Origin of the sequence: Enterobacter sp. Ap-1006 (assembly GCF_011752835.1) — a bacterium.
Classification (GTDB): domain Bacteria; phylum Pseudomonadota; class Gammaproteobacteria; order Enterobacterales; family Enterobacteriaceae; genus Cedecea.
On sequence record NZ_VWWU01000003.1, the window covers coordinates 813,923 to 839,543 of the forward strand.

General features: G+C 55.6%; 24 protein-coding genes. 9 read left to right on the forward strand and 15 right to left on the reverse strand.

All coding sequences use genetic code 11. The features are described 5' to 3' along the window. Positions 1 to 85 precede the first annotated feature (85 nt). The 4 genes from proY to phoB form a co-directional block, all read right to left on the reverse strand. Positions 86 to 1,465, reverse strand: a complete 1,380-nt coding sequence (gene proY, locus F3J28_RS12085) for a proline-specific permease ProY (protein ID WP_166876161.1) — start codon at positions 1,463 to 1,465, stop codon at positions 86 to 88. 72 nt (positions 1,466 to 1,537) lie between these two features. Then, on the reverse strand, positions 1,538 to 2,857 hold the full coding sequence (brnQ, locus tag F3J28_RS12090) for a branched-chain amino acid transporter carrier protein BrnQ (RefSeq protein WP_039290720.1): 1,320 nt from the start codon (positions 2,855 to 2,857) through the stop codon (positions 1,538 to 1,540). A gap of 425 nt (positions 2,858 to 3,282) precedes the next feature. Further along, positions 3,283 to 4,590: a phosphate regulon sensor histidine kinase PhoR gene (gene phoR / locus F3J28_RS12095; protein ID WP_166876164.1), complete on the reverse strand. Its 1,308-nt coding sequence runs from the start codon at positions 4,588 to 4,590 to the stop codon at positions 3,283 to 3,285. A gap of 22 nt (positions 4,591 to 4,612) precedes the next feature. Then, positions 4,613 to 5,302, reverse strand: a complete 690-nt coding sequence (gene phoB / locus F3J28_RS12100) for a phosphate response regulator transcription factor PhoB (protein ID WP_008454506.1) — start codon at positions 5,300 to 5,302, stop codon at positions 4,613 to 4,615. Between the two features lie 199 nt (positions 5,303 to 5,501). Here phoB and sbcD point away from each other — a divergent pair, with 199 nt between their 5' ends. Both sbcD and sbcC read left to right on the forward strand, forming a co-directional pair. Continuing rightward, on the forward strand, positions 5,502 to 6,719 hold the full coding sequence (gene sbcD, locus F3J28_RS12105) for an exonuclease subunit SbcD (RefSeq protein WP_166876167.1): 1,218 nt from the start codon (positions 5,502 to 5,504) through the stop codon (positions 6,717 to 6,719). After that, positions 6,716 to 9,871: an exonuclease subunit SbcC gene (sbcC, locus tag F3J28_RS12110; RefSeq protein WP_166876169.1), complete on the forward strand. Its 3,156-nt coding sequence runs from the start codon at positions 6,716 to 6,718 to the stop codon at positions 9,869 to 9,871. Before sbcD ends, sbcC begins: the two co-directional genes overlap by 4 nt. Positions 9,872 to 10,087: 216 nt before the next feature. Here sbcC and mak read toward each other — a convergent pair whose 3' ends face one another. Next, positions 10,088 to 10,999, reverse strand: a complete 912-nt coding sequence (gene mak / locus F3J28_RS12115; protein ID WP_166876172.1) for a fructokinase — start codon at positions 10,997 to 10,999, stop codon at positions 10,088 to 10,090. Between the two features lie 125 nt (positions 11,000 to 11,124). On the opposite strand from mak, the gene rdgC reads away from it, so the two are divergent. Continuing rightward, complete coding sequence (gene rdgC, locus F3J28_RS12120) at positions 11,125 to 12,036, forward strand: recombination-associated protein RdgC (protein WP_008454497.1); 912 nt, start codon at positions 11,125 to 11,127, stop codon at positions 12,034 to 12,036. A 60-nt stretch (positions 12,037 to 12,096) separates the two neighbouring features. On the opposite strand, the gene ppnP is transcribed toward rdgC, so the two are convergent. The 3 genes from ppnP to aroL all read right to left on the reverse strand — a co-directional run bounded on the left by ppnP (position 12,097) and on the right by aroL (position 14,004). Beyond that, positions 12,097 to 12,390, reverse strand: coding sequence for a pyrimidine/purine nucleoside phosphorylase (gene ppnP / locus F3J28_RS12125; RefSeq protein WP_008454495.1), 294 nt, complete (start codon positions 12,388 to 12,390; stop codon positions 12,097 to 12,099). An 82-nt stretch (positions 12,391 to 12,472) separates the two neighbouring features. Beyond that, the gene (locus tag F3J28_RS12130) at positions 12,473 to 13,150 is read right to left on the reverse strand and encodes an AroM family protein (RefSeq protein ID WP_008454484.1); all 678 of its coding nucleotides are present in this window, start codon (positions 13,148 to 13,150) and stop codon (positions 12,473 to 12,475) included. Positions 13,151 to 13,479: 329 nt separating this feature from the next. Then, positions 13,480 to 14,004, reverse strand: a complete 525-nt coding sequence (gene aroL, locus F3J28_RS12135; RefSeq protein WP_166876175.1) for a shikimate kinase AroL — start codon at positions 14,002 to 14,004, stop codon at positions 13,480 to 13,482. Positions 14,005 to 14,355: 351 nt separating this feature from the next. Here aroL and F3J28_RS12140 point away from each other — a divergent pair, with 351 nt between their 5' ends. Continuing rightward, positions 14,356 to 15,117 carry a DUF2076 domain-containing protein gene (locus F3J28_RS12140; protein WP_166876178.1) on the forward strand — a complete coding sequence of 254 codons (762 nt, stop codon included), beginning with the start codon at positions 14,356 to 14,358 and terminating at the stop codon, positions 15,115 to 15,117. Here F3J28_RS12140 and F3J28_RS12145 read toward each other — a convergent pair. After that, the gene (locus F3J28_RS12145) at positions 15,114 to 15,575 is read right to left on the reverse strand and encodes a YaiI/YqxD family protein (RefSeq protein WP_008454481.1); all 462 of its coding nucleotides are present in this window, start codon (positions 15,573 to 15,575) and stop codon (positions 15,114 to 15,116) included. The genes F3J28_RS12140 and F3J28_RS12145 overlap by 4 nt on opposite strands. 324 nt (positions 15,576 to 15,899) lie before the next feature. Here F3J28_RS12145 and proC point away from each other — a divergent pair, with 324 nt between their 5' ends. Beyond that, positions 15,900 to 16,709 carry a pyrroline-5-carboxylate reductase gene (gene proC, locus F3J28_RS12150; protein WP_166876180.1) on the forward strand — a complete coding sequence of 270 codons (810 nt, stop codon included), beginning with the start codon at positions 15,900 to 15,902 and terminating at the stop codon, positions 16,707 to 16,709. A gap of 126 nt (positions 16,710 to 16,835) precedes the next feature. Here the strand turns inward: proC and F3J28_RS12155 are convergent, their stop codons facing one another. From F3J28_RS12155 to F3J28_RS12170, 4 genes are all read right to left on the reverse strand, one after another. Then, positions 16,836 to 17,147, reverse strand: a complete 312-nt coding sequence (locus F3J28_RS12155) for a PsiF family protein (RefSeq protein WP_008454479.1) — start codon at positions 17,145 to 17,147, stop codon at positions 16,836 to 16,838. A 102-nt stretch (positions 17,148 to 17,249) separates the two neighbouring features. Beyond that, positions 17,250 to 18,668 carry an alkaline phosphatase gene (gene phoA / locus F3J28_RS12160; protein ID WP_039290692.1) on the reverse strand — a complete coding sequence of 473 codons (1,419 nt, stop codon included), beginning with the start codon at positions 18,666 to 18,668 and terminating at the stop codon, positions 17,250 to 17,252. Between the two features lie 93 nt (positions 18,669 to 18,761). Next, positions 18,762 to 19,022, reverse strand: a complete 261-nt coding sequence (iraP, locus tag F3J28_RS12165; protein WP_166876183.1) for an anti-adapter protein IraP — start codon at positions 19,020 to 19,022, stop codon at positions 18,762 to 18,764. A 283-nt stretch (positions 19,023 to 19,305) separates the two neighbouring features. Continuing rightward, positions 19,306 to 20,514, reverse strand: a complete 1,209-nt coding sequence (locus F3J28_RS12170; protein WP_166876186.1) for a multidrug efflux MFS transporter — start codon at positions 20,512 to 20,514, stop codon at positions 19,306 to 19,308. A gap of 232 nt (positions 20,515 to 20,746) precedes the next feature. Between F3J28_RS12170 and ddlA the strand changes: the two genes are divergently transcribed. Next, positions 20,747 to 21,847 carry a D-alanine--D-alanine ligase gene (gene ddlA, locus F3J28_RS12175; protein WP_166866425.1) on the forward strand — a complete coding sequence of 367 codons (1,101 nt, stop codon included), beginning with the start codon at positions 20,747 to 20,749 and terminating at the stop codon, positions 21,845 to 21,847. Between the two features lie 3 nt (positions 21,848 to 21,850). On the opposite strand, the gene F3J28_RS12180 is transcribed toward ddlA, so the two are convergent. After that, on the reverse strand, positions 21,851 to 22,063 hold the full coding sequence (locus F3J28_RS12180) for a DUF2754 family protein (RefSeq protein ID WP_166876189.1): 213 nt from the start codon (positions 22,061 to 22,063) through the stop codon (positions 21,851 to 21,853). Between the two features lie 272 nt (positions 22,064 to 22,335). Between F3J28_RS12180 and F3J28_RS12185 the strand changes: the two genes are divergently transcribed. Further along, positions 22,336 to 22,674, forward strand: coding sequence for a DUF2755 family protein (locus F3J28_RS12185; protein ID WP_166876192.1), 339 nt, complete (start codon positions 22,336 to 22,338; stop codon positions 22,672 to 22,674). Positions 22,675 to 22,713: 39 nt separating this feature from the next. On the opposite strand, the gene F3J28_RS12190 is transcribed toward F3J28_RS12185, so the two are convergent. Further along, positions 22,714 to 23,826: a DUF1615 domain-containing protein gene (locus F3J28_RS12190; protein WP_166876634.1), complete on the reverse strand. Its 1,113-nt coding sequence runs from the start codon at positions 23,824 to 23,826 to the stop codon at positions 22,714 to 22,716. Positions 23,827 to 23,961: 135 nt separating this feature from the next. Here F3J28_RS12190 and F3J28_RS12195 point away from each other — a divergent pair, with 135 nt between their 5' ends. Both F3J28_RS12195 and F3J28_RS12200 read left to right on the forward strand, forming a co-directional pair. Next, positions 23,962 to 24,417: a transcriptional regulator, SarA/Rot family gene (locus tag F3J28_RS12195; RefSeq protein WP_166876195.1), complete on the forward strand. Its 456-nt coding sequence runs from the start codon at positions 23,962 to 23,964 to the stop codon at positions 24,415 to 24,417. Between the two features lie 25 nt (positions 24,418 to 24,442). Continuing rightward, on the forward strand, positions 24,443 to 25,621 hold the full coding sequence (locus F3J28_RS12200) for an HlyD family secretion protein (RefSeq protein WP_166876198.1): 1,179 nt from the start codon (positions 24,443 to 24,445) through the stop codon (positions 25,619 to 25,621).

The following is a 25,621-nucleotide window of genomic DNA, read 5'->3' on the forward strand; positions in this document are numbered from 1 at the left end:
GACGTTCACCAGTGCGATGGCTGCATGTAAAGTAAGGCTGGAAGTGAACGGAATATCAGCCGTCCCACATGAAAGTTATTTGAGGCTAAGGAACGATGCTCTCCGATGCCTGCGCCTTAACCCGGCGCTTAACAACCCAGCCAATAAGCAGCAGCGCAATCCAGCCGCAGCCCACGTACAGCGAAATACGGGTATCCGGGTGGTAACCAATCAGCCCGATAATAAACACCAGGAACACCAGGCCCACTACGGTCGTCGCTACGCCACCGGGGATCGGGAATTTCAGCGCTTTCGCTTCTTCCGGCGACAGGCGGCGGCGGAAGGCAATCTGCGACAGCAGGATCATAATCCAGACCCAAACGGTGGCGAACGTTGCCAGCGACGCAATCACCAGGAAGACGTTTTCCGGCATGATGTAGTTCAGGTAAACCGCCAGCAGCAGCGCGCAGGCCATCACCACAACGGTGACCCACGGAATACCGTTGCGGGAAGTCCTGGCGAAGATTTTAGGCGCGCTACCCTGCTCGGCCATGCCGTGCAGCATGCGGCCCACGCCAAACACATCGCTGTTAATCGCCGAGAGCGAAGCCGTGATAACCACAAAGTTCAGAATGCCGGCTGCAGCGGTAATGCCCATATGCTGGAAGGTCATCACAAACGGACTGCCCTCGGTGCCCACCTGGTTCCAGGGATAAATGGACATGATGACGAACAGCGTCCCCACGTAGAACACCAGAATACGCAGCGGCACGGAGTTTATCGCGCGTGGAATGGATTTTTGCGGATCTTTCGCTTCGCCTGCGGTGATGCCGATAATCTCAATCCCGCCGTAGGCAAACATCACCATCTGCAGAGACATGATCATGCCCAGCCAGCCGTTGCTGAAGAAGCCACCGTTGCTCCACAGGTTGTGGATACCGGTCGCCTGGCCGCCGTTGCCAATCCCCCACACGATAATGCCGATCCCGGCAATAATCATGATGATGATGGTGGCGACTTTAAAGAATGAGAACCAGAACTCCAGCTCGCCGAACACCTTCACGCTCATCAGGTTGATGGCGCAGATAATCAGCACCACGCTCAGCACCCAGACCCAGTGCGGCACCGCCGGGAACCAGATACCCATGTAGATCCCGAACGCGGTCACGTCGGCGATGGCAACAATCAAAATCTCAAAGCAGTAGGTCCAGCCGGTAATATAGCCAGCCAGCGGCCCAAGGTTGTCCTGAGCATAGCGAGAAAACGAGCTGGCAGCGGGATTGTGCACCGACATTTCGCCCAGCGCGCGCATAATAATATAGGCCGCCACGCCGCCGATGATATACGCCAGAAGAACGCTCGGCCCCGCCATTTTGATGGCGTCCGCCGAACCGTAAAACAGCCCTGTGCCAATCGCCGACCCCAGCGCCATAAATCGAATGTGCCGGGTGCTCAAACCGCGCTTGAGCTTGTTGGTGTTTTCCATGAATCCAGGTTCCACGCTTTACAATAAAAAAACCACGGAGGACGACTCCGTGGTTACTTAGCAATCAAAAACTTAATGGGCGGCGGAGGTGACCTGGCGCCCCGCAGCTTTGTCCCAGATAGCGGTGATCACCACCATCGCAACGGTCGGCAGCAGCCAGGCAAGTCCCTGATCCGCCAGCGGCAGTTTCGCCGCCCAGCCAGGCAGCATGTCGCTGATGGCCGATGCCTTAATACCGTCAATAATACCAAACAGCAGGCTTATCAGCATCGCCGGGGCAATAACGCGGGTGGAGTTGTTCCACCACGGACGGGTGAAGCTCAGCACCACCAGGGCAATACAAGGTGGATAGATTGCCGTCAGTACCGGGATCGAAATCTGAATCAGGTGGCTCAGGCCCAGGTTAGATACCACCATCGAGAACAGGCCGAGGATAAACACCAGCGAGCGGTAAGAGAGCGGCAGATACTGGCTAAAGAACTCCGCACAGGCACAGGTCAGGCCTACGGCGGTAACCAGACAAGCCAGGAAGATCAGCGCCGCCAGGAAGAAGCTACCGGCCCCGCCAAAGGTATGTGCCACATAAGCGTGCAGAATAGCCGCACCGTTGGCTTTCTGATCGACCAGGTTCGCACTGTCGGAACCGAGGTGGAACAACGCCAGGTAGATAACCGTCAGGCCGATACCGGCAATCAGGCCAGCCCAAATCGTGTAGCGGGTCAGCAGGCGAGATTCGGTCACACCGCGAGAGCGCGCGGCATTCACGATAACAATCCCGAACACCAGCGAAGCCAGCGTGTCCATCGTAAGGTAGCCGTTCACGAAGCCGTTAGAAAACGCCGCATTCTGGTAGGCTTCAGTCGCCGTGCTCAGGCCACCTGCTGGCCACAGCACCGCCCCGGCCGCCAGGATCAGCAGCGCAATGATTTTCACCGGCGCCAGCACGTGGCCCACGGTATCCAGCAGCTTACCCGGATAAAGAGAAATCCCGATCACCAGCGCAAAGTACACCAGGCTGTAAATAAACAACGGCATATCGCCCATGCCGGTCAGCGGAGCAATCCCCACTTCAAAGGAAACGGTGGTAGTACGAGGCGTGGCAAACAGCGGCCCGACGGCGAGATAACAGACCGTCGCCAGCAAAATACCGGCGCGGCGGCCAATCGGCGAACTAAGGCTATCAATACCGCCGCCCACGCGGGCAATCGCCACGATAGTCAGAACGGGTAAACCTACCGCCGTGACCAGGAAGCCAAGCGCCGCCGTCCAGACGTGCTCGCCAGCCTGTAAGCCAACCATAGGAGGGAAAATGATGTTGCCCGCGCCCACAAACAGCGCAAAGGTCATAAAGCCCAGAGCGATGATGTCACGAGATTTCAAATGATAGGTCATAAAATAAAGCAGCCTGTGGATGTGTTGTGTTGAAAATGCTCAAATTTTTAAACCGACGTTCAGCCCAAATAACGTTCGGTAAAAACGCGGTTATTACCGGTAACGACAGCGGAATATGCTTCTCCGGATCGGTGGCGAAGAATAGTTAGTCGAATTACCACGCAATTTCAGTCGGTCTGGTAATAACAGGGGGGCAATTAAAACGCTTATAGCGTTTGAAGACAAGAAGGGATCGGGAAACCAGAAATATATCCTTTAAAAATACGCATAACCAGTGAATAAAGTTGATTATACGCTTTTGTTATGGCTTATCATGCGGACAAAAAAGCATCAATTCGATCTTCATCGCTTAACGAGTGGTGAAAATACAAACAAAAAGGCCAGAAAACTGGCCTGTGGAAAGTGTACTTGACGGTTGCGGTGAATTAATGTGCAGCCACCGCTGACTCAGGGGCGATTAAGCGCTCGGGCAGGATGAACGAAAACGTCGAGCCCTGCCCCGGTACGCTTTCGATATCCAGCCGCGCATCATGGTGGCTAAGGGCATGCTTCACGATGGCCAGCCCAAGCCCGCTGCCTCCGGTCTGCCGGGAACGCGCTTTATCTACTCGGTAGAAACGCTCCGTCAGGCGCGGAATGTGCTCGGCGGAGATCCCCGGCCCGGTATCCTTCACGCTGAACGCTACGCCGTGAGGCAGCCTGCGCCAGGTGACGGTGATGTGCGTCCCGGCAGGCGTGTGATTCACCGCGTTATACACCAGGTTAGAGATCGCGCTGCGCAGCTGCTCTTCGTTACCGTAAACCTGCAGCCCTGGCTCAACGTTAAAAGTGAGCGTTTGCTTCTGCTGGCTCAACGTCTGCGCCTCTCGTTCCACCACGCGCAGCATCAGCGGCACGTCGATTTTCTCATTCATCGACAGCGTGGGCGCGGCTTCGATGCGCGACAGCGTTAACAATTGCCTCACCAGCCCTTCCATGCGTGAAGTTTGCTCGCGCATGGTATGCAGCGCTTTATCCCGCAACGGCCCTTCCAGAGCCTGATCCTGCATCATCTCCAGGTAACCCTGTAACACGGTCAGCGGCGTGCGCAGCTCATGGCTAACGTTGGCAAAGAAATTGCGGCGAGCGCCTTCAAGCTGGTGCATCTGCGTGACGTCTCGCGCCACCATCAGCCACTGCCCGTCGGCGTAGGGCATCACGCGGAACTCAAGATGACGGCCATTGTTGAGTATCAGCGTCAGCGGGCGACCAAACTGCTGCTTCGCCACGTATTGCGAGAATTCAGGGTAACGCAGCAGGTTGAGGATATTTTGGCCGCTGTCGTCAGGCCAGCGCAGGCCAAGCAGCTGTTGCGCCAGGCCATTACACCAAAAAATGGTGCCTTCTTCGGTGGTCAGCACCACCGCATCGGGCAGCGATTCGGCTCCGCTTCGGAAGCGTTTGATCAGGTTGCCTAACTCTTTGCGGCGCTTTTTATTACGCAGCTGCATCTGGTGCAGCCCGTACAGCAGAGGTTCCCAGCTTCCCCGCCCGGGCGGCGGGGTCATGCTGCGGTCAACCCACAGCCACCAGGAAAGACGAAGTAAATTCCAGAAATGCCAGCTTAACAGGACGGTCACCGCCGCCAGTAAAAACCACGGCAGGTGGCCAAAAATCAATCCGAGAATTGCCGCTGGCATACAACAGAGCACCAGCTCCAGTACCAGCCTTTTCCATGACAGCCGTTCCAGCACGCGTCACGCTCCTGTCAGCATATTAAAAACGGGTTGAAAAACGATAACCCGTGCCGCGAACTGTTTGCACCATTTTGTCATGACCACTTGTTTCCAACGCTTTACGCAGGCGACGAATATGCACGTCTACGGTACGGTCTTCAACGTAAACGTTCGTTCCCCACACGTTATTGAGCAGCTGTTCACGGCTGTAAACGCGCTCCGGGTGGGTCATAAAGAAGTGTAACAGCTTAAATTCAGTTGGCCCCATGTCGAGCGGATCTTCGCCGGTCATCACGCGGTGTGAGGACGGGTCAAGACTCAGCCCCTGCATCTCAATCACTTCTTCCACCGCCATCGGGGAAATACGGCGCATCACTGCCTTAATACGCGCCACCAGCTCTTTAGGCGAGAACGGCTTAGTGATGTAATCATCGGCACCGACTTCAAGGCCACGCACGCGATCTTCTTCTTCGCCACGTGCGGTCAGCATCATCACCGGGATTTCGCGGGTCAGCGCTTCACGCTTCAGGTGCTTGATAAACTGGATCCCGGAACCGCCTGGCAGCATCCAGTCCAGCAGGATCAGGTCGGGGAAAGGTTCAATCAGCAGGTTAACCGCGCTGTCATAATCTTCCGCCTCTACCGACTGGAAGCCATTTTGCTCGAGCACAAAGCTCACCATTTCACGAATCGGAGCTTCATCTTCTACGACTAAAATGCGTCTCGCCATGATTTACCCTGTTGAAAAGAGACCATCTCTTATTAATTGTGCGCCAGTATGCGTCAGATTTGTGACAGATTTATGAAAAAGATGACGGCCAGATATTTCACCTTTCTGAATTATGACAGCCACTGATTTTTACTGACGGTTACGCTGCCAGCTCAATAGCTTATAATCGGTAATTCGCCTCTTTGCCATGGGACAGGTTATGCGCATTCTCCACACATCAGACTGGCACCTCGGCCAAAACTTCTATACCAAAAGCCGGGCTTCTGAACATCAGGCCTTTCTCGACTGGCTGTTAAACGCCGCGGTCGAGCATCAGGTGGATGCGATCCTCGTCGCGGGAGATATCTTTGATACCGGCTCGCCGCCGAGCTACGCCCGTGAAATGTATAACCGTTTTGTCGTGCAGCTGCAGAGCACCGGCTGCCAGCTCGTGGTGCTGGCGGGGAATCACGATTCCGTAGCTACCCTGAATGAATCCCGCGAGCTGCTGGCCTGCCTGAACACCCGCGTCATTGCCAGCGCCCGCCATAACAAAGACGAACAGGCGCTGCTGCTCAATCAAAAAGACGGCACGCCGGGGGCGATTCTCTGCCCTATTCCTTTCCTGCGTCCTCGCGACATTCAAAGCAGCCAGGCGGGGCTGTCCGGCCATGAAAAACAGCGATCTTTAATGGAAGCCATCAGCGAACATTACCAGCAATGCTATGCCGCCGCCGTGGCGCTTCGCGGTGACCAGCCGCTGCCGATAATTGCCACCGGGCACCTGACCACTGTAGGCGTCACGAAATCCGATGCGGTGCGTGACATTTATATTGGCACGCTGGATGCCTTCCCGGCGCAGCACTTCCCGCCCGCCGACTACATTGCGCTCGGGCACATCCATCGCGCGCAAAAAATTGGCGGCACGGAGCATATTCGCTATAGCGGCTCGCCGATTCCGCTGAGCTTCGACGAAACCGGCAAAGCAAAAACCGTTTTTCTGGTGACATTCAGCGGCGGAGCGCTAACCAGCGTCGAGCCTCTGGAAGTCCCCATCAGCCAGCCGCTGGCCATCGTGAAAGGGTCGATGAGTGAAATCGAGCGGCAGCTAGAGCAGTGGCGAAACGCACCTGCTGAACCCAAAGTCTGGCTGGATATCGAAATCGCCACCGACGAATATCTGCACGACATGCAGCGCCAGGTGCAGGCGCTCACAGACGATTTGCCGGTCGAAGTTGTCCTGCTGCGTCGCAGCCGTGAACAACGCGAGCGGGTGATTGCCAGCCAGCATAAAGAGACGCTGAGCGAGTTAAGCGTTGAAGAAGTTTTTGAGCGGCGGCTGAGTCAGGAAGAAACCAGCGAGGAGCGCGCCGCCAGGCTAAGAACGCTGTTTGCCCAAACCCTTTCAGATTTGCACCAGCAGGAGGAACAGGCATGAAGATCCTCAGCCTGCGGTTAAAAAACATTAACTCCCTGAAAGGCGAGTGGAAAATTGATTTTACCCGGGAGCCTTTCGCCAGCAACGGGCTGTTTGCCATCACCGGCCCCACGGGCGCGGGCAAAACCACCCTGCTGGATGCGATTTGCCTGGCGCTGTACCACAAGACACCGCGCCTCAGCACCGTGTCGCAGTCGCAAAATGACTTAATGACCCGCGACACCGCAGAATGCCTGGCCGAAGTCGAGTTTGAGGTAAAGGGTACGGGCTACCGCGCCTTCTGGAGCCAGAACCGCGCCCGCAACGCGGCAAACGGCAATCTTCAGGCGCCGCGCGTGGAGCTGGCTCAAATCAGCGACGGCAAAATCCTGGCGGATAAAATCAAAGACAAGCTGGAGATTATCGCCGCGCTCACCGGGCTGGACTACGACCGTTTCACCCGCTCAATGATGCTCTCCCAGGGGCAGTTCGCCGCCTTTTTAAACGCCGATGCCAACGACCGCGCCTCGCTGCTTGAAGAGCTGACCGGCACGGAGATTTACGGCACAGTTTCCGCCGCGGTGTTTGAAAATCATAAGCAAATCAAAAGCCGCCTTGAAAACCTGCTGGCCCAGGCTTCCGGCGTCGCGCTACTAACCGCTGAGCAGCAACAGCAGCTTACAGAGAGTTTGCAGGCGCTCACTCTGGAAGAGAAAAAGCTTTCCGTTGAACACCAACAGCAGCAGCAACACCAGCAGTGGCTCACTCAGCTAGCCCGGCTTTCTGCCGACAAAGCCCAAAAGCAGCAGGCGCTGGGCACAGCCAGTCAGGCGGTCAAAGACGCAGAGCCCATGCTGGCGAAACTGACCCGAGCTTTGCCCGCCGAAAAACTTCGCCCTGACTGGCAGCGGCTGCAGGAAAAGCAGCAGTCGCTGAAGCACAACAGCGAGGCGGCGGAGAAAGTGAATACCCGCTTACAGCAGCTTTCCATCCGCCGGCAGCAAACCCGAATGCTGGCCGCCGAACAGGCTCAGCGGCTGAAGAGAGAAGCTCAGCAGGTCGAAGACTGGCTCGCGGCGAATGACCGTTATCGACTTTGGTCTGCCGAACTGACGGGCTGGCGCATGGCATTCACGCAGCAGCAGCGCGACGAAAAACAGCTTACTGAGCTAAAGCAGGCGCTCGAGGCCAGTCGGCAAAAGCTGCAGGCGCTGCCGGAGCCAAAGCTTAGCCTTTCTCCAGATGAAGTGAGCGCTCATTTACAGCGGATGCTGGTAACCCGGCCTGCCCGCCAGCTGTTGGCTACTTTGCAGCCGCAGTTTGCCACGCTGGAGAAACGCAAAACCGAGCAACAGCGCGAGCTTGCCGAGCTGGATAAACAGATTGCCGAGCGAGACCTTGACCTGGGGCAAAAGCGCCAGCAGTACAAAGACAAACGCCAGCACGAAGCGGATCTGGAAAAAGTCGTCGAACAGGAAAAGCGCATCCAAAGCCTTGAAGCCGAGCGCGCACGCCTGCAGCCTGACTCGCCGTGTCCGCTTTGCGGCTCAACCCAACACCCGGCCGTAGAGGCGTATAAGGCTCTCGAACCTGGGGAGAACCAACAGCGCCTGACCGCCCTTAAGCAAGAAGTGGCTAAACTCGCAGAGCTTGGCTTTGCCCTTAAAGGTCAGCTTGATACCCAGCGCCAGCAGCGCGAAAAACTGACGCAGGCCAGCGCCGCCATTGAGGCAGAAAAAACAGCACTGTCAGCCCGCTGGCAGCAGCAGTGTGCGGAACTCGCTATCGCTTTAACGCCTCAGGACGATCTCAGCGCCTGGCTTGACGAGCAGGAACAGCGCGAGCTGCAGCTGCGCCAGCTTGGAGAGCGGCAGGCGCTGGAGGCACAATATCAGCGCGACAGCCAGCAGCATGAAAAACTAAACGCAGACTTTGTGGCACAGCGCGCGTCGCTACAAGCGGGGCTGGAGCAGGCCGGCCTCCAGCATCCTGAGTCTGGCGAAGAGCAAACCTGGCTGGAGGCTCGCCACAAGGAATCTCAGCAATGGCAGCAGCAGCAGGACAAGCTGCCGCAGCTTCGCCAGCAGCTCTCCGCTCTCGACATGTTGCTCTCAACCCTTGCGGACGATGGCTCCGCCCCGCTGCCGCTGGATGAACACGAGCATCAGGCGGCGCTGCAAAACTGGCAAGCGCTGCATAACGATTGCAACCTGCTGGAAGGGCAGCGCCAGTCTCTGCAGGAGCAACTGAAGCAAAGCGAAGAAGAAAGCACGGCGGCGCAAACGCAGTTCAGGAATGCGCTTTTGGCCAGCCAGTTCAGCGACGAAGCCGATTTCCGCAGCGCTCTGCTGGAAGAGGCCGAGCGCCTTGAGCTGGAACAGCGTAAACTGCTGCTGGAACGCCAGCATCAACAGCAGGTCACTCTACTGGAACAGGCGGAAAGTGCGTTGACTCAACACTTATCGGCGCGGCCAGAAAATCTGCATGAAGAAACAGATCCTGGCGCACTGGAGGCGAAAATCTCGGCGCTTGCCCTCCTGCTGCGTGAGAATGCTTCACAACAGGGTCAAATTACCCAGCAGCTGCGGCACGACGAGGAAAACCGCGTTCGCCAGCAAACGCTGATGCAGGAGATAAAAGCCTGTGAAGCACAGGCGGAAGACTGGGGCTACCTCAACGCGCTTATCGGTTCCAAAGAAGGGGATAAATTCCGCAAATTTGCGCAAGGCCTGACGCTGGATAACCTCGTCTGGCTGGCAAACAATCAGCTCAATCGCCTGCACGGGCGCTACTTGTTACAGCGTAAAGACAGCGAAGCACTTGAATTACAGGTGGTCGATACCTGGCAGGCCGATGCGGTACGTGACACCCGCACGCTTTCTGGCGGCGAAAGCTTCCTGGTGAGCCTGGCGCTGGCGCTGGCGTTATCCGACCTGGTCAGCCATAAAACCCGTATTGATTCCCTGTTCCTGGATGAAGGTTTTGGCACCCTGGACGCGCAGACGCTGGATACCGCACTCGACGCGCTGGATACGCTGAACGCCAGCGGCAAAACCATCGGCGTGATCAGCCACGTTGAGGCGATGAAGGAGCGGATCCCGGTGCAGATTAAGGTGAAGAAGATTAACGGGTTAGGTGTCAGCCGGCTGGATAAGGCTTTCGCGGTGGAGTGATCCTTGTCCCGGATCGCTTTATCTCCGGCACTAACTTAAACCGCAGTATCGCTTCTGGTTTTTTACCCTCTCCCTAAAAGGGAGAGGGGATGAATAGTTTCCCACAGCTTCTTTATCCCCTTCTTGCCCATGGGGAGAGGGAATAGATTGCCTGCCGTTCTGACCGGTTGTTTTCTCCCTCTCCCCCATGGGGAGAGGGCCGGGGTGAGGGGCGATTTACTTCTCTATCGGCCACAGCCACGCCGCACCGCGAACGCCGCTGGAATCCCCGTGCACCGCTTTGCGAACGGGCGTTTCACACTCGCCGCCAAACACCCACGGTTTGATCAGCTGCGGCACCGTCCGGTATAAACGCTCCACGTTGCTCATCCCGCCGCCCAGCACGATCACATCCGGATCGAGAATGTTGACGATATGCGCCAGCGCCTTCGCCAGACGCGTCTCATAGCGGCTGATAGCCAGCTCTGCCAGCGGATCCTGCTGCTCTGCCAGGCTGATGATTTCGTGCCCTTTCAGCGTTTTTCCGCTCAGGCGCTGGTAGTCCGTGCCAAATCCGGTGCCGGAAATAAAGGTCTCAATGCACCCCTGCTTACCGCAGTAGCAAGGCACTTCTTCCCGAAAACGCAGTTCGTCTTCATCCATCCACGGCAGCGGGTTATGCCCCCACTCGCCCGCGGTGCCGTTGCCGCCGATCAGGCTCCGGCCATTGATCGCCACGCCCGCGCCGCAGCCGGTGCCGATGATCACCGCGAAGACAATCGGCGCCCCTGCGGCAGCGCCGTCAATCGCTTCCGACACCGCCAGGCAGTTAGCATCGTTCGCCAGCCTGACTTCGCGCTTGAGCGCCACGCTAAGATCCTTGTCAAACGGCTGCCCGTTCAGCCAGGTTGAGTTCGCATTTTTCACCACTCGGGTATAAGGGGAGATCGATCCCGGGATCCCAAGCCCTACCGTACCGGTCTCGCCCGTGGCTTCTTCCGCCAGCCGCACCAGCTCAACAATGTTTTTGATGGTGGCGTGGTAGTCGTTTTTTGGCGTGGGCAAACGGTGGCGATAAAGTTGTTTACCGTCGTCTGCCAGCGCGATCACTTCTGTTTTAGTCCCACCGAGATCGATACCTATACGCACAAGAACTTCCTCATTTGGTGATAATTATCAACTACCTAAAATGCAGGCCAAGCAAAGACAATGAAACGAGGCCGTCAATTCGTTATCATGCCCGCTGCGTTTAACTGACAACCTGGGACAGAATCATGCTGTGGTTTAAAAATTTAATGGTTTACCGTTTAAGCCGTGACATCACGCTGACGGCGGATGCAATGGAAAAACAGTTAGCCGCCTTCACCTTCACCCCTTGCGGCAGCCAGGACATGGCCAAAACCGGCTGGGTGTCGCCGATGGGCTCGCACAGCGATGCATTAACCCATGTTGCCAACGGCCAGATTGTGATTTGCGCCCGCAAAGAAGAAAAAATTCTGCCCGCTCCGGTCATCAAACAGGCTCTTGAAGCCAAAATCAATAAGCTCGAAGCGGAACAGGCCCGCAAGCTGAAGAAGACCGAGAAAGATTCCCTCAAAGACGAAGTGCTGCACTCCCTGCTGCCGCGCGCTTTCAGCCGCTTTAGCCAGACTATGATGTGGATAGACACCGTCAACGGCCTGATCATGGTTGACTGCGCCAGCGCCAAAAAAGCGGAAGATACGCTGGCCCTGCTGCGTAAAAGCCTGGGTTCTCTGCCGGTGGTCCCGCTGGCGCTGGAAAACCCTATCGAACTGACGCTGACCGAGTGGGTCCGCTCAGGGGATGTTCCGGCAGGTTTTGCGCTGATGGACGAAGCTGAGCTCAAGGCTATCCTTGAAGGCGGCGGCGTGATCCGCTGCAAGCAGCAAGAGCTGGTGTGCGATGAAATCGCCGCGCACATTGAAACCGGCAAAGTGGTCACCAAGCTGGCGCTGGACTGGCAGGAGCGTATTCAGTTCGTGCTGGCGGACGATGGCTCAGTCAAACGCCTGAAGTTTGCCGATATCCTGCGCGAACAGAACGACGATATCGACCGGGAAGATTTTGGCGGGCGTTTCGACGCCGATTTTATTCTGATGACCGGCGAGCTGTCGGCGCTGATTACCAACCTGGTGGAAGCCCTCGGCGGAGAAGCACAGCGTTAATTGCCGTGGCTAACGCATAAAAAAAGCCCCTCGCGGTGAAACGAGGGGCCTGAAAGTCAGTTATTTATCGGCCAGGTAGCGGCAAAGGTAGGACGTTGGCTCAGCAACCTGCAGATGAAACTCGCTGTGGCCTGGAACGTTAAAGACTTCGCCCGCAGCATAGGTTTTCCACTCTGTTTCCCCCGGCAGCAAAACGTGCAAAGCACCGCTCACTACGGTCATCTCTTCCGGCTGGGCGGTCCCGAAGGTGTATTCCCCCTCCGCCATCACCCCAACGCTCGCACGGCCAGTGCTGCTGCTGGTAAAACCGATGGATTTTACTTTCCCGGAGAAGTACTCGTTACTCTGAAGCATGGACAGGCCCTTTATCGACATTAGTGAAAAAACCACTATAGAGGCGAACTCTCCGGCCTGTCACGCAAATTGTTAATTCCGTTCAGATAAGCAATTCTGCGGCTAATCTGGCCACCAGTACGTTGGATAACAGCACCGGCACATCCAGCTGCTTTTGCAGTAAATCCCGGTGTTTTTGATGGTAGCCAAGGCAGTCGAGGACCAGAACATCCGCCCCTTCAGCCATCAGTTTTTTTCCGGCCTCCAGCAGCTCGGCTTCGCTACCGTGGATCGGGTTCGCAAGCGAGTAAAGCGGTGGATGGGTCAGCTTGCGCCACTTCAGCTCCTGAAACTTAATCATTTCTGCAACCGGCAGAATGATCCCTACCTGATGACCATCCACAATCGACGCCACCAGCGGAGGAATGATGCGCTCAGGCTCCAGCAGGATAGCATTGCGGGCGCTTAACCCCGTCAGCGGCATCGTGCTCATCAGCAGGATAACTTCGTAGCCCTGATTATCCAGCTGTTCGATGATGCCCTGCATCGCAATGGAGATTTTATCCCGCCCGACTGACGTAATGGTGTTATCCGCCAATAGCGTGAGCAGCGTTTCTTCACCGGGGGACGGGGAAAACTGACGGCGAACCTCATCGGGGGAGAGATTGCCCAACAGGCTGACCTGGGAGATTTGTTGTTCAGAGATATGTTCAGTTAAAAAAGGTAAAACCTCACTGACTGACACTTTGCCGACGGTGAGAATGGCTACAGTTGGTTTCATGCTTCGCTCCGCTATTACTCAGTTACCGCCCTCTTCGCTGCATTGCTCCACGTCCGCTATGAAATAACTCCGCCGGGGCGATCGTTTTTCGATCGCCACAATCCGAAGCATACAACCAGAGCGACATCGAAATCCTTAACGAAACATCAACTACTGAGCAACATCTCTAAGGAATATATTTTAGCTAAATGAATGAGATAAAAGTTTCTCTTATGCAGGAGGTCGCACGCGCGGCGTACGCCTGAAGATGCAGGTCAGGCACCCGAAGGAAAGCAGTTGAATGGCCATCACTCGTCCTCAATTTCTTATGGATGAGCGTTAAGTATAGGCTAACTGGCGCGGGCCATTTGTAACGCGCTGAGGATTGCTTCCACTACCGCATCAGGAGAGCGAGTGGCGTCCACAATGTGGCGGGCAACCTGCCGGTAGAGCCCTTCGCGAGCCGCGAGCACGTCAACGATTTCATCGGTAACGCCTTTCCCTGTGAGCGTTGGGCGCTGCCCTTCTTCCGGAGAGACGGTCAGGCGTGAAGCCAGGACCTGCGCCGGGGCATGTAACCAAACGGGGATGCCGTTTTCCTGCATAAACTGCCGGTTGCCCTCTGCCAGCACCATACCGCCACCGGTCGCCACCACGGTCGCCGGGGCCGTCACACGCTGCAGCGCATCAGATTCACGAGCCCGAAACCCTTCCCAGCCCTCTTCGGCCACAATCTCCGCCACGCTCTTGCCGGTGTGGTTCAGCAGAAAACTATCGGTATCGACAAAGGCGTAACCCAGCGTTCTCGCCAATGCCTGACCGACGGTCGTCTTACCACAGCCGCGAGCGCCGACTAAGAATAGGGGTTGAGTCATCAAAGATAATCCTCGGAAATGCGGGCCTGAGGCCACAAGGGGTAAAAGCAGGCAAACAGAATGCGATAATACCACTAAACTAGTACGCGACAAGTGTAAACTTATAGTTACAAAAAATGAAACCTGTCGCTTAAAATCCAGCTATAACGGCATTAACTGATACGTAACAAGTGTAAACTAAATCCACCACCTGCTAACTGCGCCACAATACTTTAAACGCCAGGCCAATGACAACCCTTAATCTGAGATTCGGTAACACATTTATGGTTAGCTTTACGATTAAGGCGTTTCACCTACGCTGAATGTGATCCAGACTCGTTTTAAGATTTCATCATGACAGAGGTATGAACCATGCAAGCTGAAGAGCAGCGTCTTATTGACGGGCTTTTTGACCGTCTGAAACAGGCCGAAAGCCAAAGTGCCACCCGCGATGCGGCCGCCGAACAGCGGATTGCGCAACACCTCAGCCAGCAGCCGGGTGCCGCCTACTACATGACGCAGACGATCCTTATCCAGGAAGCGGCCATGAAGCAGCTGAATGGCAAAATTCAGGCCCTGGAAGCGCAGGTGAGCGAGCTGGAGCAGAAATCTCGCCAGCAGCAAAGCAGCGGCGGTTTCCTTGCCGGGTTGTTCGGCGGCGGCAGCAGCAACAGTAATAATACTGCTCGTGGCTCCGATCCGATTCCGGGTAGCCAGAACTATGGCACCTCTTCTGCGCCAGGCTACGGCGCGCCACAACAGGGCGGATATGGTGCCCCTGCCGGATATGGTGCACCACAGCAACAGGCTGCCCCAGCCAGCGCTCCACGTGCTGGAGGCGGGTTCTTATCTGGTGCGCTGCAAACCGCAGCGGGCGTAGCCGGTGGTGTCGTGGTGGCAGAAATGCTGACCAGCATGTTCCACCGCAGCCAGCCGGAAGAGATCGTCAATATTATCAATGAACCGGCGCCGACCTTCGACAACAGCTCATTCGACTCGGTCAACGACTACAGCCAGGTCGACGACCGTCAGTTCCTGAACCAGGGCGGCTGGCAGTCGCAGGACAATACCGATTACGGTAACGATGATTTTGGCGGCGACGATTACGGCGACGACGACGACAGCTTTATCTAAGACTTTTGCGCCCGCGCGACCTTCAGCAGCCACTTTTCCAGCTCATTGGCAAACTGCTGGCGGTCGCGCTGGCTCAGGCTGTCCGGCCCGCCGGTTTGCACGCCGCTGGCGCGCAGAGTATCCATAAAGTCACGCATCGTCAGGCGTTCACGAATGGTTGCAGGGGTATAAAGCTCGCCCCGGGGATTCAGCGCCACCGCCCCTTTCTCCAGCACATCTGCCGCCAGCGGAATATCGGCAGTGATAACCAAATCGTCTTTCTCGCAGCGACGCACTATTTCGTTATCCGCCACGTCAAATCCAGAGGCAACCTGCAGGCTGCGAATAAACCGCGAAGGCGGCGTTTTCATCCCCTGATTAGCCACCAGCGTGACCATAACCTGAGCGCGATCTGCCGCGCGAAACAGCACCTCTTTGATGACTTTTGGACACGCATCGGCATCCACCCAAATTTGCATTATGGCTCCTGACTTTCGGTGGGAATGGGGGCGATTTTGCCGTGCTTTTATCGAATGACAAAATTTATCTGTTTCCACCCCGGCCGTTCGCCGTTGCGTGCAAACATAGCCTAAGCGGTAAAAAGCGCGTTAAGAGATTGCTGACAAAGAGGGAAAAAGCGTGGTTTTTCCCTCTTTGTGGTGAGCAGCCGAAAATCAATGAATTGATTTTCCAGTTTATTTTTATGGCGACACATTGCAGAATTTTATCCCCATTAGATTTGTCAGAAGTCTGGTTAAGCTATTACCATCAAATAACAAAACACATCACCATGGAGTCATGCTATGGACAAGAAAATAGGGTTTATTGGCTGCGGTAACATGGGCAAAGCCATCCTCGGCGGCCTGATTTCCAGCGGCCTTGTGCCTGCCGGCAATATCTGGATTTACACCCCGTCGCCGGACAAAGTTCAGGCCCTGTGCGAAGAATATGGTATTAACCCGGCGCAAAGTGCGCAGGAAGTTGCGCAGATAGCCGACATCGTCTTTGGTGCCGTGAAGCCAAACATCATGCTTAAGGTGCTGAACGAAGTTAACTCCGACCTGAACAAAGACACCGTGATTATCTCCATTGCCGCGGGTATCACTCTGGAAACCCTGGCCAAAGTGCTGGGCCATGACCGGAAAATTATCCGGGCAATGCCGAATACCCCTGCACTGGTGAACGCGGGCATGACGTCGGTCACGCCAAACGCGCTAGTCACGCCGGAAGACATTGCCGATGCGGTGAGCATTTTCCGCAGCTTTGGCCAGGCCGAAGTCGTAAGCGAAGCGATGATCCACCCGGTCGTGGGCGTCAGCGGCTCTGCCCCGGCTTACGTATTTATGTTTATCGAAGCCATGGCCGATGCCGCCGTGCTGGGCGGTATGCCGCGCAAACAGGCCTATCAGTTTGCCGCTCAGGCGGTGATGGGCTCGGCGAAGATGGTGCTGGAAACCGGTACCCATCCGGGTGAGCTGAAAGACATGGTTTGTTCCCCTGGCGGCACCACCATTGAAGCGGTCAAAGTGCTGGAAGAGAAAGGTTTCCGCGCCGCCGTGATGGAAGCGATGGTGAAGTGTATGGCGAAGTCAGAGCTGCTCGGGAAGTCCTGATTTTGATATAGCCCCTCACCCTAACCCTCTCCCCGCGGGGGAGAGGGGATTAGATCGAGCATAAATCAACCGTTTCCCCCTCTCCCTCTCAGGAAGAGGGCCGGGGTGAGGGTGATTCAAAACAACTTATTTTTTCTTCAGGCAATTACTCATAAAGGTTTTTCTGGCGTCGCCCTTCAGCGATTGCTTCGCCGCGTCCGCATTACAGTCCTTCATTTTTTGTTGCTGAGGCGTCAGGGTTTTCCCCGCCGCGGCAGGCGCTTCCCCTTTGAGACAGCTGCTCATGTAGCTCTTACGCTGGTCCCCTTTCAGAGACTGCGAAGCCGCCTGCTGATTACAGGTCGTCATACGCTGCTGCTGCGGCGTCATCGTTTTATCCGCCGCCGTTGCTGACCCAACCAGCCCTACCAGTAACACCGCTAATAATGAAAATTTCATACCTTATTCCTTTTTTATTGTGACGTTTAAAGTCTGGCCTAAGGCAAAAAAAATGCGACGTTTCCGCCGCATTTTTTTCTTACCTGTTACGCAAGCTCACCTTTACTCCAGCGCCATCGCTGATTTCATGGTGTAGAACAGGTCGGTCTGATCGGTCAGCCCCACCACATTGGCTGCATGTGGGCCATAGGCCGCCACGCGTAGCTGGGTGCCGGTGTGCTCCTGAGATTCACCCTCGGAATTGCCGTAGCTGATGACCATCACCGCGCCATCTTTGGTGTTCAGCGCCTGAGTCAGGCCAGGCGCTTTGGTGTCCGGCGCCACAATCTGGCTGGAATGGGCGTGATCGGCGGTGACAATAACGAGGGTATTGCCGTCTTTACGGGCAAACTCCAGCGCTTTTTGCACGGCTTCATCGAGATCGACCGTCTCGCCAATCTGCCCGCATGGGTTAGCGGCGTGATCCTGTTTATCAATAGAAGCGCCTTCGACCTGAAGGAAGAAGCCTTTCTCGTTTCCTTTCAGCAGGTCGATAGCTTTTTCGGTCATCTGCGCCAGGGTCGGCACGCTGCTGTCGCGCTTCGGATTAGGCGTACAGGTCACGGCTGGCTGATCGATATTCCCGTGGTAAGTGGCCTTCGGTCCTTCCCAACGCACAGGCATATTACCGTCGGCGAACATACCGATCAGCGGTTTCTGCTGGTTAGCTTCAGTTACCGCCGCAAGGCCGGCGGCGTTGTCCACCCACTGATAGCCACGGGCATCGGCCTGCTCGCGCAGCGTTTTCCCGTTCCATTCACCGGCTTTTGCCGTTTCACTAAAGGTTTTTGCCCCACCACCAAGCGTCACGTCGGCGCGGGTATTCAGCAGTTGCTCAGTAATGGAGCCTTTGCCCCCGTTTTCCAGCGCGTTAGTGGCACATTTTTCGCTGGTCGCGCTTGGGCCATAGCATTTACGCCCCGTCACGTGGGAAACCAGCGCCGCTGGCGTGGCATCCTGAATTTCCGCCGTGGATACGTTGCCCGTCGCCTTACCGGCCGCCTTCGCCAGTTCGAGGATGGTGACGTGATCTTTCCCGTCAACGTCCACGCCCAGCGCACCGTTATAGGTTTTCACGCCGGTACTCCACGCCGTGGCGGAAGCAGCAGAATCGGTGACGTAATCCGGCTTTTTCGTTTTCTTGTCTAAAGAATAATGGGTGTATTGCCCGGTCAGCGGTAAGGCATCAATTCCTTTAAAGAAACCACCAGCCCCTTCGGCATAGTTTCTGGCGGCGGTAATTTCCGAATCGCCCATTCCGTCGCCAATCAGCAGAATAATGTTCTTCGCTGTTTTATTGTTGAGCGAGGCACGGATCGCTTCAGTTTGATCGCCTGTAATACGGCGAGCACCACCCGGCTGAGTTAAATCTCCCTGAGCGGCGCGATTTTCCAGAGGGGAAGAGGATGTTTCTTGTGATTTTGATGGGGCGCTGACAAGCAGCAAAGGCAGCAGGCTGGCGATAATTACGCTCTGTTTCACTTTATTTTCTCCATGTAGTAACTACTGAATATAAATAAAAACAGAGCGAGTATAAAAATGACTTATGACACTAATATGACAGTGAAATTTGATTCAACTACGGGGATGGATAAGGAGCTTTTTTAAATATTGTCGGAGTAATTCGGTATCCTGGTCCGGCACTGCCGTCTTTGGGGAGGCATCATCTAACGCCCCTTCAATGCTGGCAACCAGCGCCGAACGTTCTCCCTGTTCAAGGCGTCTCAATAAGGCTGTGACCACTATTTCCAGCGCTTCAACCTGAGCAACCAGCTCTTTCGATTCTTCTTCCTTTTCGGCGAGCTTAACCAATAACTCAGCAATAAGATTTTTCATTTTCTCAGTCCCTGCGGGGTTAAGGCATGACGTTAACACTCAGATCCACCTGAGAGCAATATCCCAGGTTAAATATGTGCATCAAATCAAATAGCGGCAATATTAAAATGATTCTCTCTGATAATAATCCCGGCAACGAATCTTTTGCACCACAAAAAAAGAATAATGGAATATTATTCTCTAAATCTACAGCGGCGGACTAAATGAATAATAAGTCGAAATCAATCTTCATATTTCGCTCATTAATATCCCAGGCAGAGAAGCCGACCGGTGGTTAAGTGCTTTACACGTCCTGCACCTGACGGGCATTCTTGCGCTTAAAAGCCACCGCCAGCTGCCAGACATTGAGCAGCACAACCACGGCGGTTGCCGCAAAAACGTAACGAAAACCGGCCATTGCGGAAACCCCCGCCCCCATTAAAGGCCCGGCGACATTCCCCAAATACATAAACGACTGGTTATAACCGAAGATACGCCCGGTGACCTGGTCGCTGCAGTATTTGAGCAACAGCGTTTGCACCGCCGGTAACATTGCCCCGTCGGCAAAGCCCAGCAAAAAGCGCAAGATGCCAAGCTGCATCGGCGAGGTGACAAAGGACATGGCAAGGAATAACGCTACGGCGCAGCACAGCGTTGCCATCAAAATACGTTCAGTGCCAATCCGGTCACCCAGTTTGCCCAATTTAGGTGCGGCAAAGAGCGCGGATATGCCCGGCAAGGCGGCGATAAATCCGCTCATAAACGCAATATTGTTGCTGTCCGGGGCCAGCTGTTTGATAAACAGCGCCAGAATCGGGCCAATTGAGCCGTTACAGAGCTGGATCACCAGCGTAGTGATAAACAAACTGAGGATCAGCCAGGGGTAAGGCAGCGTGGCGAAAACTTCTTTCCCGGTCAGGCGCTCATCTTTGCTGATTTTCGGGCGAGCGCCCTCTTTAATCAGCAGCAGCGTCACCAGGAAACTGACCATCAGCAGCCCCGCGGTGGCAAAGAATACCGGCCTTAGCCCAAGATGATCCGCCATAAAACCGCCGAGCAGCGGGCCCACAATCACGCCGCTGATTTGCCCGGTTGAGAGCGTACTGATAGCCCAGCCGCTGCGCTCGCGTGGCACCTGAGAGGCAACCAGCGCCATCGCATTAGGAATATAACCCGACGTTAACCCCATTACCGCGCGCAACAGGAACAGCTGCCAAACGTTGGTGGCAAAGGCCTGGAGAAGAATCGCCACAGCCATACCAAACGAGGCACGAAGCAGCATCAGCTTGCGCCCTTTGCGATCGGCCAGGCTGCCCCACATCGGCGAAACGATAGCCGAAACCAAAAACGTGACGCTGAACGTCAGGCCGGACCAGAGGGAAAGGGCTTCGTGGGAAGTGACGCCAAGCTGCTCAACGTAGAGCGGAAGAAAAGGCAAAATTTGGCTGATCGCAAGGCCGGTAAAAAAACAGCCGAACCAGACCGAAATGAGATTGACCTTCCAGGACTCCATAGCGCGCTTTTTCAAATGGGATGCAACCAGAATAGAACGATTTCTGGAAAGCTTATCACACTAATGAATATTGCCGTCAGCGCCCCGGCGCTGTCATTACGATCCAGACATGATTGCTTACTAAAGCACATATCCTGCCCGACCGGACAGGTTGTTGCAGGAACCACATGAATCCCCGGAATGAGCGTGCTATGTTGTCCTCTTTCGTAAAGTTTATGGGTGGATTAAAGGCATGGCAAAACTGCGGGTTGGTATCGTGTTTGGTGGAAAATCGGCAGAACACGAGGTGTCGCTGCAGTCGGCAAAAAATATCGTCGACGCCATTGATAAGTCGAAGTTTGATGTTGTGCTGCTGGGGATTGATAAACAGGGCCAGTGGCATATCAACGATGCGTCCAGCTACCTGCTGAACGCCAACAATCCGGCGCTTATCGCCCTGAACCGGTCAGAGAAAAACGTGGCGCTGGTCCCCGGCCAGACCGAACACCAGCTGATTGAAACCAGCACCGCAGAACAGCTTTCCCAAATTGACGTGATTTTCCCGATTGTGCACGGCACGCTGGGCGAAGACGGTTCCCTGCAGGGCATGCTCCGCGTCGCCAATCTGCCGTTCGTCGGCTCCGGCGTGCTGGGCTCAGCGGTCAGCATGGATAAAGACGTCGCCAAACGCCTGCTGCGCGATGCGGGCCTGAACGTGGCTCCGTTCATCACGCTAACCCGCGCTAACCGCGCCAAAATCAGCTTCGCCGAGGTTGAAAAACAGCTGGGTCTGCCGCTGTTTGTCAAGCCAGCCAACCAGGGTTCCTCCGTCGGCGTCAGCAAAGCCAGCACCGAAGAGCAATATCACGCGGCGGTGGCGTTAGCCTTTGAGTTTGACCATAAAGTGGTGGTTGAAACCGGCATTAAAGGCCGTGAAATCGAGTGCGCCGTGCTGGGGAATGATTACCCGCAGGCCAGCACCTGCGGCGAGATCGTGGTGAACAGCGAGTTCTATTCTTACGACACCAAGTACATTGATGAGCAGGCGGCACAGGTTGTCGTTCCGGCAGCGCTCGACGCCGACGTTAACGACAAAATCCGTAAAATTGCGGTTCGTGCCTATCAGGCGCTGGAATGTAGCGGCATGGCCCGTGTCGACGTGTTCCTGACGGAAAATAACGACGTAATCATCAATGAGATCAACACGCTGCCGGGCTTTACCAACATCAGCATGTATCCCAAGCTGTGGCAGGCCAGCGGTATCAGCTACCAGGAGTTGATAACCCGCCTGATTGAGCTTGCCCTTGAGCGCCACCAGCAGGATTGCGCGCTGAAAAGCTCGATCACTTCGTAATCCTTAAGGCTCCGCCGTGTCCGACTCTTCCCGGGGACGGCGGATAATAAAGCCCGCAATCCAGAAACCGATCGCCCAGCTCACCAGTCCCACCGCATAGCTCTGCCAGCCCTTTGTTTCCAGGCCCAGCAGGCCGACCACGCCATTCAGAATAAAAATCAGCCCAATCGCCACCGCATAGTAGTGCCAGTCCCGACGCATTTTCAGGGTTAACATAGCCGCCTCACGCATTCAAAAATAAGCCTGCTGGCATTGTCGCACATCGGCGGCAGAGAAACGCGCGGTTGCCACGCACTCCGCTAGCATAATGTTAACGAGATTTGCCTTAGGTTACAAAAATGTGAACTTGAGCAAAAAATGCAAATCCAGGAGGATTCTGGCCTCCAAATTACCAGCAATCTGATATTGACAACGCTTATCACCTGCCAAAATTCACGCCATGAGATGTCCCACATTCGGTTCAGATCGCATTTTTACGGGAGGTCGTGATGCCTGATATTTCATTGTCGAAAGCCGTTATTCCGGCTACTCGGGTCATAATGACAGCAAAATCAGAAAGATCGGTGCCGGGCAATATTGCCTATGCGCTGTTCGTTCTCTTTTGCTTCTGGGTGGCCACCCAAATGCTGAATCTTATTGTGCAGGCGCCCGGCCTGCTGGAATACCTGGCGCAAGGCAACGATGCCAGCCGCCCGCGCATTGAGATGGGCCTGGCGGTCAGCACCCTGTTCGGGCTGATTCCCTTCCTGCTTGGCGCTGTCGCCATCGGCATTGTCGCCCTGACAATACGCCTGAGAAAGCGCCGCCACTCCGCCTGGTATTACTAATCAAAAAGGCGGAAGCTTTGCCGCTTCCGCCCGCCATCGTCACCTCTGCATACAGCTTGCCCGCCTGTCGTCCACGCGTTTTGCAAACCAGGCCGTGGTCAAATTACGGGTGATTTTAGGGCTTTCAAGCACGATCCCCGGCAGCACTTCTCTGGCCAGCGGCTGCCCCGCCTTTTTCTCCGCTATCGCGAAGACCTGCCTGTAAAGACTGGTTTTTTCAAACCCAATGCTGTCGCCTTTTTGTAGCGCCCGGCGGATTTCGCTGTCGCTCATATCCAGCTGTTTCGACAGCTTACGTACCGCCATTTCGGTGCTGCTCGGTTTATCGCTGGTGTAAAGGATCAGATCCCCGTCCAGCGCCAGCTTCACGCCCGTCGCCTTACTCACTGCGCTCTGGAAAGCCGCATTGCGGCTGGCGTACCAGCCCGCGTTGTAGTCGGCGAAGCGATAAAGCGGTTTCGTATAGTTAGCCGGGTAATTAAGCAAGTGGTAAGTCCCGAACCAAAGCCCACCGCGGCGGGTGAAAACTTCCTGCCGCACCGTCCCCTCTATTTTCCACGGGTAGCCATCGGTATGTTTCTCGGCAAACGCCACGCTGACCTGCATCGTGCCGCCGGTGCGTACCGGGTTAAAGCTGCCGAACAGCTTCTGCCCCATCGGCACCATCGTCAGGAAATCATCAAAAATAGCGCTGAGCTGCCCTTCGGTTTTGACGTTATCCAGCCGCTCGCTATAGCTTTTGCCGTTGGGGGAGTTAATGCGCAGCGCGGTGTGCACCAGCAGCGGCGGGATGTGCATTTTTTCCGCGCGACGATCGATCTCTTTCCAGGCAATTTTATTCAACCCCGGCACCGCCGGATCGGCCTGCAAATTAGACTCCTGCAGCGCCACCGCCAGCACCGAACAGATATTCTCTTCGCTCTGCTCGAGGTTCTGGCTTTTCAGGGTCGTCAGCAGATCTTTTGCCAGCCCCGCGCGGTCCTTCACCCCGTCAGGGATTTTACGCTGGGCCAGGGTTTCGATATCTACCGGTTTTGCCGCCGTTGTCGTGGTACCCGGCGTTGTGGTTTTAGTTGTACAACCGGCCAGCACAAGCAGTGACAGCAGCCCCGGCACGGCAAGCCGCCGGGCCGGAAAGAAAGAACCCACCATGTTAATTTCACTCCCTTTCATCATCAACCGCACCACCCTGCCTGTTTTTCAGTTTGTGCGCTACTGGAAATCACCGATTGACAACTAGATGCCTGGTCAGTAATTTCATTTGCAACTACTGACCAGGCAAATACCATGAGTAATACTACGGATAATCCCTATTCCAAACTGCACCTTGGCCTGCTGATTCACCTGTCGAACCAGTTCAAAGACCAGCTCATCACCCAGTACTTTTCGCCGATGGGCATCACCGGTGCGCAATTTAAAGTCTTGATAAGCATCTTTAAGGGCTTTAACAGCCCGGTTGAAGTCAGCAAAAACCTGGTGATGGATACCGGCGCCATGAGCCGCATGCTTGAACGAATGGTGAAGCGAGATCTGATCGTGCGAAACGTGAATCCCGAAGATAAACGCCAGGTCATTCTGGCGCTGACCGAGAAAGGGCAAGAGCTGTGCGAAGCTTTCCAGAACGATGCGCTGGCGTCGATCATCGGCACCCTTACCGAGCGCCTGACGCCTGAAGAAGCAAAGCAGCTCAATGAGCTGCTGATCAAAATGCTCCCGGATGAGATCACCGAGCGCCACCTCTAAGCTTTCTGATTAAGGCCACATAAAAATGCAAACCTCTACCGAGCAGGTTGAACGCGCGCCGAGCAAGCGCAAGCGTAACTTCGCCATTTTTCTCATTATCCTGCTGCTGATCGGCGCCGGCTGCGTGGCGTGGTACATGCTTTACGCGCGCTACTACGAAACCACCGACGACGCCTACGTCAACGGCAACCAGGTCACGCTGACGCCACAAATCGGCGGCACGGTGACTCAGGTCAGCGTCGATGAAGGTGACTACGTCGAAAAAGGGCAGCCGCTGGTGCAGCTCGACCCAAGCGACACCGAAATCGCGCTCCAGCAGGCAGAAGCCAACCTGGCAAATACCGTGCGTCAGGTACGTGGGCTTTACAGCACCGCGGATAACTACCGGGCCCAGGTCGCCGCGAAGCAAGTTGCGCTGCAAACCGCACAGAGCGACTACGCTCGTCGCCAGAAGATTTTTGCCACCGGCGCTATCGCCGCTGAAGATTTGGCCCACTATCGCGATGCCGTCACCAGCGCACAAAGCGATCTCACCGCCGCCCAGCAGGCATTACGCACTAATTTAGCGATGGTGGATGACACGGTTATCGACAGCCATCCGGAAATTAAAAGCGCCGTAGCCACGCTGCGCCAGCGCTTCCTCGATAACGCACGCAGTACCATCGTTGCGCCGGTTAGCGGCTTTGTGGCTAAACGCGCCGTTCAGCTGGGAATGCGGGTTGATTCCGGCACCACCCTGCTGGCGATTGTGCCGCTGGACCAGGTCTGGGTTGACGCTAACTTCAAAGAGAGCCAGATGCAGGACATGCGCCTGGGGCAGAAGGTAACGCTCACCGCCGATCTCTACGGGGACGACGTGGAGTATCACGGCACCATTGAAAGCCTTGGCATCGGCACCGGCAGCGCCTTCTCGCTGTTACCGGCCCAGAACGCCAGCGGGAACTGGATCAAAATCGTTCAGCGTCTGCCGGTGCGCATCACGCTTGATCCGCACGACATGCAGAAACACCCGCTGCGGGTAGGCCTGTCGATGTTCGCTCGCGTTGATATTCGCAATGCAGACGGCCACCTGCTGCCGCAAAAAACCGTCGCCGCGCCGCGCTTTACCACCGACGTTTACCAGAACGCGCTGGACGAAGCCGACCAACTGGTCACCAAAATCCTTCATGACAACAGCCAGCCGGTAGCGTCAGCCAACCGCTAA